Source organism: Lactobacillus gallinarum (genome assembly GCF_002160635.1).
Classification (GTDB): domain Bacteria; phylum Bacillota; class Bacilli; order Lactobacillales; family Lactobacillaceae; genus Lactobacillus; species Lactobacillus gallinarum.
In genome coordinates this window covers 1-9,769 of the sequence record NZ_NFKZ01000046.1, presented here as the reverse complement: position 1 = coordinate 9,769, position 9,769 = coordinate 1, and the positions used below count along the sequence as shown (strand labels likewise).

Annotated in this window: 7 protein-coding genes and 9 tRNA genes; all 16 read left to right on the top strand. The window is 36.3% G+C overall.

The genetic code is table 11. The features are described from left to right. The first annotated feature begins 3 nt into the window (after nt 1-3). The 16 genes from B5E95_RS09795 to smpB all read left to right on the top strand — a co-directional run bounded on the left by B5E95_RS09795 (nt 4) and on the right by smpB (nt 9,461). A tRNA-Met gene (locus B5E95_RS09795) sits at nt 4-77 on the top strand. Nucleotides 78-80: 3 nt separating this feature from the next. Continuing rightward, nucleotides 81-154: transfer RNA gene (locus B5E95_RS09790), tRNA-Asp, on the top strand. Nucleotides 155-160: 6 nt separating this feature from the next. Further along, nucleotides 161-233 (top strand) — tRNA-Phe (locus B5E95_RS09785). A 7-nt stretch (nt 234-240) separates the two neighbouring features. After that, nucleotides 241-322, top strand: a tRNA-Tyr gene (locus tag B5E95_RS09780). Nucleotides 323-326: 4 nt separating this feature from the next. Continuing rightward, a tRNA-Trp gene (locus B5E95_RS09775) sits at nt 327-397 on the top strand. 12 nt (nt 398-409) lie between these two features. Next, a tRNA-His gene (locus tag B5E95_RS09770) sits at nt 410-482 on the top strand. 7 nt (nt 483-489) lie between these two features. Next, nucleotides 490-561 (top strand) — tRNA-Gln (locus tag B5E95_RS09765). A 23-nt stretch (nt 562-584) separates the two neighbouring features. Then, nucleotides 585-655 (top strand) — tRNA-Cys (locus B5E95_RS09760). 38 nt (nt 656-693) lie between these two features. After that, nucleotides 694-778 (top strand) — tRNA-Leu (locus B5E95_RS09755). A 123-nt stretch (nt 779-901) separates the two neighbouring features. Then, a complete protein-coding gene (locus B5E95_RS09750; protein WP_087176875.1) occupies nt 902-2,065 on the top strand; it encodes a glycosyltransferase family 4 protein in 1,164 nt (387 codons plus the stop codon). 14 nt (nt 2,066-2,079) lie between these two features. Further along, a complete protein-coding gene (locus B5E95_RS09745) occupies nt 2,080-3,123 on the top strand; it encodes a glycosyltransferase family 4 protein (protein ID WP_087176876.1) in 1,044 nt (347 codons plus the stop codon). Continuing rightward, a complete protein-coding gene (locus tag B5E95_RS09740) occupies nt 3,123-4,148 on the top strand; it encodes a lysylphosphatidylglycerol synthase transmembrane domain-containing protein (protein ID WP_087176877.1) in 1,026 nt (341 codons plus the stop codon). The genes B5E95_RS09745 and B5E95_RS09740 overlap by 1 nt, the downstream gene beginning before the upstream one ends. 71 nt (nt 4,149-4,219) lie before the next feature. Beyond that, nucleotides 4,220-6,280 carry an LTA synthase family protein gene (locus tag B5E95_RS09735; protein ID WP_087176878.1) on the top strand — a complete coding sequence of 687 codons (2,061 nt, stop codon included), beginning with the start codon at nt 4,220-4,222 and terminating at the stop codon, nt 6,278-6,280. 66 nt (nt 6,281-6,346) lie between these two features. Beyond that, a complete protein-coding gene (gene secG / locus B5E95_RS09730; RefSeq protein ID WP_003632304.1) occupies nt 6,347-6,580 on the top strand; it encodes a preprotein translocase subunit SecG in 234 nt (77 codons plus the stop codon). Nucleotides 6,581-6,650: 70 nt separating this feature from the next. Further along, nucleotides 6,651-8,990, top strand: a complete 2,340-nt coding sequence (gene rnr, locus B5E95_RS09725) for a ribonuclease R (RefSeq protein WP_087176879.1) — start codon at nt 6,651-6,653, stop codon at nt 8,988-8,990. Between the two features lie 12 nt (nt 8,991-9,002). Further along, a complete protein-coding gene (smpB, locus tag B5E95_RS09720) occupies nt 9,003-9,461 on the top strand; it encodes an SsrA-binding protein SmpB (protein WP_025006418.1) in 459 nt (152 codons plus the stop codon). Nucleotides 9,462-9,769: the final 308 nt, after the last annotated feature.

Below are 9,769 nucleotides of genomic sequence, written 5' to 3'. Positions count from 1 at the left end.
TATCGCGGGATGGAGCAGTCTGGTAGCTCGTCGGGCTCATAACCCGAAGGTCGTTGGTTCAAATCCAGCTCCCGCAATTTGGTCCATTGGAGCAGTGGTTTATCTCGCCTCCCTGTCACGGAGGAGATCGTGGGTTCAAATCCCACATGGACCGTAAGATGGCTCGGTAGCTCAGTTGGTAGAGCAAAGGATTGAAGCTCCTTGTGTCGGCGGTTCGATTCCGTCCCGCGCCATCAAGCTGGAGGAGTAGCGAAGTGGCTAAACGCGGCGGTCTGTAAAACCGCTCTCTCTGAGTTCGGCGGTTCGAATCCACCCTCCTCCATAATAGGGATATCGTATAATGGTAGTACATCGGTCTCCAAAACCGCTGATGTGGGTTCAATTCCTACTATCCCTGTTTACCTTCATGGCGGAATTGGTGAAGGGGTTAACACACCGGTTTGTGGATCCGGCATGCATGGGTTCGAATCCCATATTCCGCCCTAGTATTGGGATATAGCCAAGTGGTAAGGCATTAGACTTTGACTCTAACATGCGCTGGTTCGAATCCAGCTATCCCAATTCTAAATAATTTGATAACTTATGGCGGTGTAGCCAAGTGGTAAGGCAGAGGTCTGCAAAACCTTAATCGTCGGTCCGAATCCGACCTCCGCCTTATCAACAAGATAAGTTGATAATTTAATTTAATATTATGGCGGTGTGGCGGAATTGGCAGACGCGTCAGACTCAAAATCTGGTGTCCATTACGGACGTATCGGTTCGACCCCGATCACCGCTATTATTTTAAAGTGATTCATTTTTGAATCACTTTTTTTGTTTATTGAGATATATTTGTAATTTTTCATTATAAATTGCAGTTAGTTTAAGTAATCTTTATAATGCTAAATATGGAGGTATTTAAATGAATATTGGTCTTTATACCGATACATATTTTCCCCAGATAAGTGGCGTGGCTACTTCTATTAAGACGTTAAAAGATGCGCTGGAAAGACAGGGGCATAATGTATTTATTTTTACGACAACGGATCCTAATGTAAAAAAAGGCACAGTTGAACCTAATGTCTTTCGTTTTAGCAGTATTCCTTTTGTTTCGTTTACTGATCGTAGAATTGCATTTAGAGGACTTTTCGAAGCTACTAAGGTGGCTAAGGAAGTCAATTTAGATATAGTTCATACTCAAACTGAGTTTGCATTGGGTACTATTGGAAAATACGTAGCTCATCAGCTAGATATTCCAGCTATTCACACTTACCATACGATGTATGAAGATTACTTGCATTATATTTTGAATGGACATTTATTGCGGCCATATCACGTGAAGCAATTTGTAAAAAGCTATTTAAAAAATATGGATGGCTGTATTGCTCCTAGTGGCCGAGTAGAAGAATTATTAAGACGTTACGGTGTCCAAATTCCGATTCGGGTGATTCCTACCGGTGTAGATATTCAGAGCATAAATAGTGATGCAAATCGTGATGTACGAAAAGATCTTGGTATCGATGCAGATGCACCAGTTATATTGACGTTAAGTAGAATTGCTGCTGAGAAAAAAATAAATCATATTTTGAATGTATTACCAGCAATTATAGAAGAAATACCTAATGTTAAATTTGTGATCGCTGGTGATGGTCCAGATGTTAAAGTGCTCCAAGAGCAAGTTGAGCGTTTAACTTTAGAAGATTACGTAATCTTTGCAGGAAATGTTGACCATGGAGATGTAGGAAATTACTACCGCATGGCAGATATTTTTGTCTCTGCTAGTGATACTGAAACTCAAGGATTAACATATGTTGAAGCTTTAGCAGCCGGCACACCTTGTGTTGTTTATGATACTGATTATACGGAAAATATCTTTGACAAAGATATTTTTGGACGAAGATTTAATACGCAACAAGAGATGCAAGAAGAAATTATTTCTTTGCTTAAGCAAAAACGGGCAAAAATCCCACAAGAAATATTGCAAAATAAGTTGCAGAGTATTTCATCGGATCAATTTGCTACAAATGTGCATGATTTTTATCAGTATGTAATTGATCATTATCAGCCCAAGCATGAAGAAGATTAAAAAAGAGGATATAGATGATTAGAATTAATATGTTCTCACAAGCTGATTCCGTTAAAGGTCAGGGGGTCGGCTCAGCATATAACGAATTAATTAAATTATTGAGAACGCATTTAGTAGATGAATTTTATGTAACAATAAATAAATATGGCAATAGTGATTTAACACATTACCATACGATTAATCCAACTTATTATGCTAATAGTTTTTCACCAGCACGTGGTAGAAAAATTGGCTATGTTCATTTTTTGCCAGATACTTTAGAGGGCTCAATTAAATTACCAGGCGTTGCAAAAAAAGTATTTTATCAATATATAATTGATTTCTATAAACGCATGGATCAAATTGTAGTAGTTAATCCAATTTTTATTGATAAATTGGTCAATTATGGTATTGAACGCGATAAAGTTAAGTACATTCCTAATTTTGTTTCTAAAACTGAATTTTATGAGGAATCACTTGCAAGCAAAAATGCATTTCGTCATGAATTGGGGTTACCGCTAGATAAATTTGTAGTTTTTGGCGATGGCCAAGTTCAGGAAAGAAAGGGAATAGATGATTTTGTCAAAATGGCAAAAGCTAATCCAGATGTTCAATTTATTTGGGCAGGTGGCTTTTCTTTTGGCAAGATTACGGATGGCTACAGTCACTATAAAGACATGGTAGATAATCCGCCTAAAAATTTAACTTTTGCTGGTATTGTCGATCGCAAAAAACTGGTTAAATATTTGAACATTGCTGATTTATTCGTGTTGCCATCATATGATGAATTGTTCCCAATGTCTGTTTTGGAGGCATTTAGCTGTGGCACGCCAGTACTTCTGCGTGATTTAGATTTATATAAGGCTATTATTGATGGTTATTATATGAGTGGCCAAGATTTCGGCGAAATGAATCAAGCTTTACAAAAGGCCAAAAGCGATCCACATCTGTTGAAGAAATATAGTGATTTGTCTATTAAAGCAAGTCAAGAATATTCAGAAGACCGATTAGCCCATATTTGGAATGATTTTTATCATGAGCAATACAAATTGGGCAAGGAATTGGGACAAATTCATTAATGAATAAAAAGCATTTATGGGGCATCTTGATTGTATTGGCAATCAGTGCCTTTGTCTTATATATGGATCTGAAGTCAACACCATTATCAGAAATATTAAAGGCGGCTCATGGTCTTAATATTGTAGCTTTAATAATGGTATTTGGCTTAATGCTTCTGTCATATGTTTGTGAAGCGGGGATCTTAGCCACATTAGCTCATCGTAAAGAAGAGCCTAAAAGATCTGCATGGTCATTTTTGCGAATTCCAATTATTCAGGCTTTATTTAATGCGATTACACCAATGTCAACTGGTGGTCAGCCATCACAATTGGCAGCGATGATTCAAATGGGGATGGAAGGTGGTAGATCAACTTCCATTCTATTAATGAAATTCATTATTTATCAGATCGTAGTTTTATTCGCCTATGTCTTTACGATTATCTTTGGCTTTCATATGGTAATGACTAAATTTGCGGGGCTAGCTATATTTATTGCAATCGGCTTTTTGATCCACGTTAGTTCCATCATTTTCTTATTAGCAATCATGTTTGCCTATCATTTTACAAAGAATGCAACTAACGCTTTAATGAATTTGCTGGCAAAGTTCATTAAAAAAGAGCGTGTTGAAAAATGGCGTGCTGCTACTTTAGAAAAGATTGATACTTTTTATGCAGAAAGTCAGAAATTGAAGAAAGAAAAAAAGAAGCTGATTGTAGCTTCGACTTTGACTGTTTTACAGCTATTATTCTTTTATTCAATTCCATTTATGGTACTGACAGCTTTAAATGTGCCATGTTTATGGGCTAATGTTACGCAGATGAATATTATGATTATTATGTTCATGGCGATTATCCCTATTCCAGGTGCATCTGGTGGTGCGGAATACAGTTTTCAGACTTTATTCTCCACGTTTGTTTCTTCTCATGGTGCTTTGATTTTAGCAATGTTTATTTGGCGCTTTTCAACTTACTTTTTCGGAATGATTTTAGGTATCTTTGGTTGGATTTTTAAACCTAAAAAGATAAAAAGTTCAGAAAGTAATTAATTTTTCTTAAAAGAAATGCGTCTTGCTTAAATCAGTAGTAAGATAAAATATCGTAATGAGAGGAGAAAGCAATGGAACGTACCAAGTCTTTTTTTAAATGGTTAACGCAAACTAAACTTGGCTTTTTTACGATTGTTTTAGTACTGTTTTGGTTAAAAACATATTTTATATATTTAACGAAGTTTAATTTGGGTGCGGTTGGTCCAATGCAGCAATTTCTGCTTTTGATCAACCCGATACCATCAGGGATGCTCTTGTTAGGTATTGGCTTATTCTTTAAAGGGCGAAAGTCATATTGGATTATCCTAGTAATAGATTTTTTACTAACGCTGTGGCTTTTTGCAAATATACTTTATTATCGTGAATTTTCGAATTTCTTGTCATTTTCGATAATAAAAACTTCAGGTTCGACTTCAGATAATTTAGGAAAAAGTATTGCAGGAATTACTTTAGCTAGTGATTTTCTGGCCTTTATCGATATTGCCGCAATTATTGTTTTATTAATCACTAAAGTCATCAAAATGGACGTACGTCCTTTAAAACTTAAAGTCAGTTTATTAGTAGAATTGCTGGCAGTTAGTTTAATGGGCCTTAATTTATTGATGGCGCAAAAAGATCGTTCTGGTCTTTTAACTAGAACTTTTGACAATAATTATATTGTTAAATATCTAGGCATTAATGAATATGCCATTTATGATGGTTATAAGATGGCACAGACGAATGCGCAGATGGCTAAAGCTAACGTATCTGATCTACGCTCAGTTAGACAATACTTAAAAGCAAACTATGTCAAACCTAATCCTGCTTATAACGGTGTAGCCAAGGGTAAAAATGTCTTGGTTATTCACTTAGAGAGTTTCCAACAGTTTTTAATTGGCTATAAATGGAAGGGCAAGGAAGTAACCCCTAACTTAAATAAGATTTATCATCAAAAAGATACGATTAGTTTTGATAATTTCTTTAATCAGGTTGGTCAGGGAAAGACCTCTGATGCTGAAATGATGTTGGAAAACTCATTGTTTGGGTTGCAATCAGGTTCAGCCATGTCGACTTATGGCACTTCTAATACTTTTGAAAGTGCACCAGCTATATTGCATCAACAAGCTGGTTATACGACTGCCGTAATGCATGGTGGTGCAGGCTCATTTTGGAATAGAGATAATGCGTATAAATCATTCGGCTATCAATATTTCATGCCACTTTCATACTTTAAGAATAAGCCAGGCTATTATATCGGTTATGGTCTGAAGGATAAGATCTTCTTCGATCAATCAATTAAGTATATTGAACGTTTACCGCAACCATTTTATTTAAAAATGATTACAGTTACTAACCACTATCCATATAATTTGGATAAGAAAAATCAGTCAATTGATAAGACTAATACAGGGGATGAAACTGTAGATGGTTATGTGCAAACCGCGCATTATCTTGATCAGGCTATCGGTGAATTAATGCGTTGGATGAAGAAGACTGGTCTTGATAAAAAGACGTTGATTGTCTTTTATGGTGACCACTATGGTATTTCAGGTAATCACCATAAAGCCAGTGCTGAATTGCTTAAGAAAGATTCTTTCAATGATTTTGATAATCTGCAATTCCAGCGTGTCCCACTGATGTTCCACATGAAGGGATTAAAAGGTGGTATTAATCACACTTATGGTGGTGAAATTGATGTTTTGCCAACTTTATTAAATCTATTAGGCATCAAGGACAAAGATACTATTCAGTTTGGCTATGATTTGCTTAGCAAAAATGCACCACAAATTGTTGCTCAACGAAATGGCGATTTTATTACTCCTGAATATTCTAAAGTAGGCAGTGATTATTATGATACGAAGACTGGGGAAAGAATTAAGCCTGATAAGAAATTGAAAGCAAAGCTTACTGCAATTTCTAACAAGGTGACAACACAGCTTTCTTTGTCTGATCGTGTAATTGATGGTAATTTGCTCCGCTTTTATCGTCCAAAGTGGTTTACTACGGTTAAGCCAAAGGATTATGATTATAACAAAGCAACTTCATTGAAGCGGTTGTTCGATGATCCAAGCAAGACATCACTCTGGTATCAAAATCATCAAAAATCGACACAAAAAGATTTTAAGACTGATGCGCCAGAACTTAAAAAATAACTGCAAAAATAAGCAATTTGTGATAAAATTTATTAGTAAGTGTATGTGTGTATTGGAGGCAGCGCATTGTATAATTTAATTATGACGCTACTAATCATTGTTTCAATCTTAATCGTTATTGCAACAATGATGCAGCCACAAAAACAACAAGATGCATTGAACGCCTTATCTGGCGGTGCCGTTTTTAGTGGTCAAACCAAAAAACGTGGTTTTGAGGCATTTATGGAAAAAGTAACCGCAGTTTTATTGGTTCTCTTTTTCGTCTTTGCTATTATTCTAGCTTATATGTCTACAAAATAAATTTTGTACCTCCCGATCAAAAGTGATGGGGAGGCTTTTTTTATATTTCAAAAGATCGGAGATTAATTACATGGCACAAAACGAAAAAATTTTGGCCGGTGTTTTAGAAATTTTTCGCCATAATCCACAAAAACAATTTCGCGTAGATCAAATTGAACGAGAAGCGCGTCGTGAAAGATTGGGTAATTTTACTGAATTAATTAAAGCTCTTTCTTTCTTAGAACATGCAAATAAAATTATTACTGATGGTAAGGGACAATATCAATTAGCCCAAGCAGATACAATCGTCGAAGGTATTTTTAAAGCCAATGACAAGGGTTTTGGTTTTGTAAAGTTAGACGATGAAAATGTTGATGACGTTTTTATTGCAGCTGATTACACAAAGTATGCCGTTGATGGTGACCGAGTAAAGGTAAAGATTGTTGCTGATGGTAATCCTTGGAATGGCAAAGGACCAGAAGGTCGAATCGAAGAGATCCTAGAACGTGGCCTTGAAAGCTTAGTCGGTGAATTCCATCCACTAACTGATGAACAAAGAAAGATCAGTCCTTTTATTGGATATGCTTTAAGCAATAATAAAAAGTTGCACAAATATCGTGTATATTTATCCGAAAATGGTCTGATCCCACAGATGGGCGACATGGTAAAGGTATCTATCAAGGACTATCCTGAAGAAGATTATCCTGAATCTATGACTGGTGCAGTTACTAAGATTATTGGTAACAAGAGTGATCCAGGTGTAGATATCATGTCAATTGTTTCTGCTCATGACGTTCGTACTGATTGGCCAGAAGATGCAATGGCACAAGCTAATGCAATTCCTGATCATGTTACTGAAGAAGAGAAAAAAGGTCGAGTAGATATTACAGATCAGCCTGCAGTAACCATTGATGGGGATGATTCTAAAGACTTTGACGACGCCGTTGTTTTATGGAAATTGCCTAACGGAAATTATCATTTAGGTGTCCACATTGCCGATGTATCACACTATGTCAAAGAAAATACACCTTTAAATGAAGAAGCATTTGCTCGTGGTAACAGTACATACTTGGTAGACCGAGTTATTCCAATGTTGCCATTTAGACTTTCAAATGGTATTTGTTCATTAAATGAGGGTGTAGATCGTCTTGTTTTGTCCTGTGACATGGAAATTACACCAGAGGGTAAGAGAGTAGGCTACAAGATTTATCCTTCTGTTATGCGTTCACATGGTCGTATGACTTACAATAAGGTTAATAAGACCTTAAAGGGTGAAATGGATGGCTTAGAGGACAAGTATGTAAAATTACGTCCAATGCTCGAAGAAATGGCTGATTTGCATGCTATTTTATACAAACAACGTCATAGACGTGGTGCCATTGACTTTGAAGAACCAGAAGCAAAAATTATTGTTGATGATCAAGGCAAGCCAACTGACATCGTATTGCATGAACGTGGTACTGCCGAAAAAATGATTGAGTCATTTATGTTGATGGCTAATGAAACTGTTGCTGAAGATTTCTTTAGAAAGCATGTTCCATTTTTATACCGTGTTCACGAAACACCAGATGCTGAAAGAATTAAGAGTTTCTTCGAATTTTGTAGTGCATTTGGCTTAAATATTCACGCTGATCCAGAGAATATCAAGCCACTTGATTTGCAAAAGGTTGTATCTAAGACTATGGGTACACCAGAAGAAGCTGTAGTGCAAATGATGATGCTACGTAGTTTAAAGCAAGCACATTATTCTGAAGATGCATTGGGTCACTTTGGTTTAGCAGCAAAATACTACACTCACTTTACTTCACCAATTAGACGTTACTCTGACTTGATGGTGCACAGAATGATTCACGCATATCAAGAAAATGGAACTACCGAAGACATGCAGAAGCATTTTGCTAGTTACTTGCCAGATGTTGCTGAACAAACTTCTACTCAAGAACGTCGTTCAATCGATACTGAACGTGAAGTAAATGATTTGAAGATGACTGAATATATGGCAGATCAAGTGGGTCAACACTTTGATGCCGTAGTTTCATCAGTTACTAGTTTTGGTATGTTCATTCAATTGCCTAATACTGTTGAAGGCTTAGTACACATTTCTAATTTAACGGATGATTTCTATAGCTTTAATGAAAAGTCATTGACGTTAACTGGACGTGGTACGCATAAGCAATATAAGATAGGGATGCCTATTAAGGTTACCTTGATTAATGCTAACGTTGAGCAGCATCAATTAGACTTTGAAGTTTATGACCCTAACGCTCCTAAGAAGAAGCATAACGATCGAGGGATGAACGATCGTCGTCGTGGCAACCGCGGATTCCATAATAATCACGGGCACCGTGGTGGCGGCAATTATAATAGTCGTGGTAATCACCGCAGCCGTAATCAAGGAAATAGAAGAAATCAGAGAAACTTTAAACATTAGGAGAGATTCTTAATGAAAAAAGAAAAAGATGATAATCTAATTGCGCAAAATAAAAAAGCACGGCATGACTATTTTATTAAAGAAACTGTCGAAGCAGGAATTGCATTAACAGGGACTGAGATAAAGTCTATTCGTGCACGCAGAATAAACTTGCGTGATGGATATGTTCAAATTTATGGTGGTTCTGCTTATTTAGAGAATGTTCATATTAGTGAATATAAGCAGGGCAATCGTTATAATCATGATCCTTTAAGAAGTAGACGCCTTCTTTTGCATAAAAAAGAAATTGCACGGTTAGCTAAGGCACAATCTGAACGTGGAATCGCCATTATTCCGTTAAAGGTGTATTTAAAGCACGGTTTTGCCAAAGTTCTAATAGGTGTAGGACAAGGTAAAAAGGAATATGACAAGCGTCAAACAATTAAGGAAAGAGATCAAAAGCGTGAAATTCGCCGAAAGTATGGCATCTGATAGCATCGCAATCGCAGGATTGCGGTGCTATTTTTGTATTTTTGAAAAAATTTTAAATAAAAATATGAGAGCTAAAGTTCGTTAATTGAAGGTAGAGTGCTATTTTATATAGCAAATAAGATTAGTTAACGCTAAATAAGCAAATAAAAATAAGTGATAATGTTACAACGTTGCTAGCGTTTCTATTAGAACTCGAACAAAAGAGGGATTTGCCAAAAAAGAGAAAGTAGGGTAAATTAATAAAGTCGTCTTGAGAGATGACGAAGAGCTCGAGAGCTTTAAAAAAGTTTTTGAAAAAAAGACTTGCA

Excerpts from the sequence above, each read along its gene's own strand:
- B5E95_RS09750 (WP_087176875.1), top strand. The coding sequence starts at position 902 with ATGAATATTGGTCTTTATACCGATACATATTTTCCCCAGATAAGTGGC.
- B5E95_RS09745 (WP_087176876.1), top strand. The coding sequence starts at position 2,080 with ATGATTAGAATTAATATGTTCTCACAAGCTGATTCCGTTAAAGGTCAG.
- B5E95_RS09740 (WP_087176877.1), top strand. The coding sequence starts at position 3,123 with ATGAATAAAAAGCATTTATGGGGCATCTTGATTGTATTGGCAATCAGT.
- B5E95_RS09735 (WP_087176878.1), top strand. The coding sequence starts at position 4,220 with ATGGAACGTACCAAGTCTTTTTTTAAATGGTTAACGCAAACTAAACTT.
- rnr (WP_087176879.1), top strand. The coding sequence starts at position 6,651 with ATGGCACAAAACGAAAAAATTTTGGCCGGTGTTTTAGAAATTTTTCGC.
- smpB (WP_025006418.1), top strand. The coding sequence starts at position 9,003 with ATGAAAAAAGAAAAAGATGATAATCTAATTGCGCAAAATAAAAAAGCA.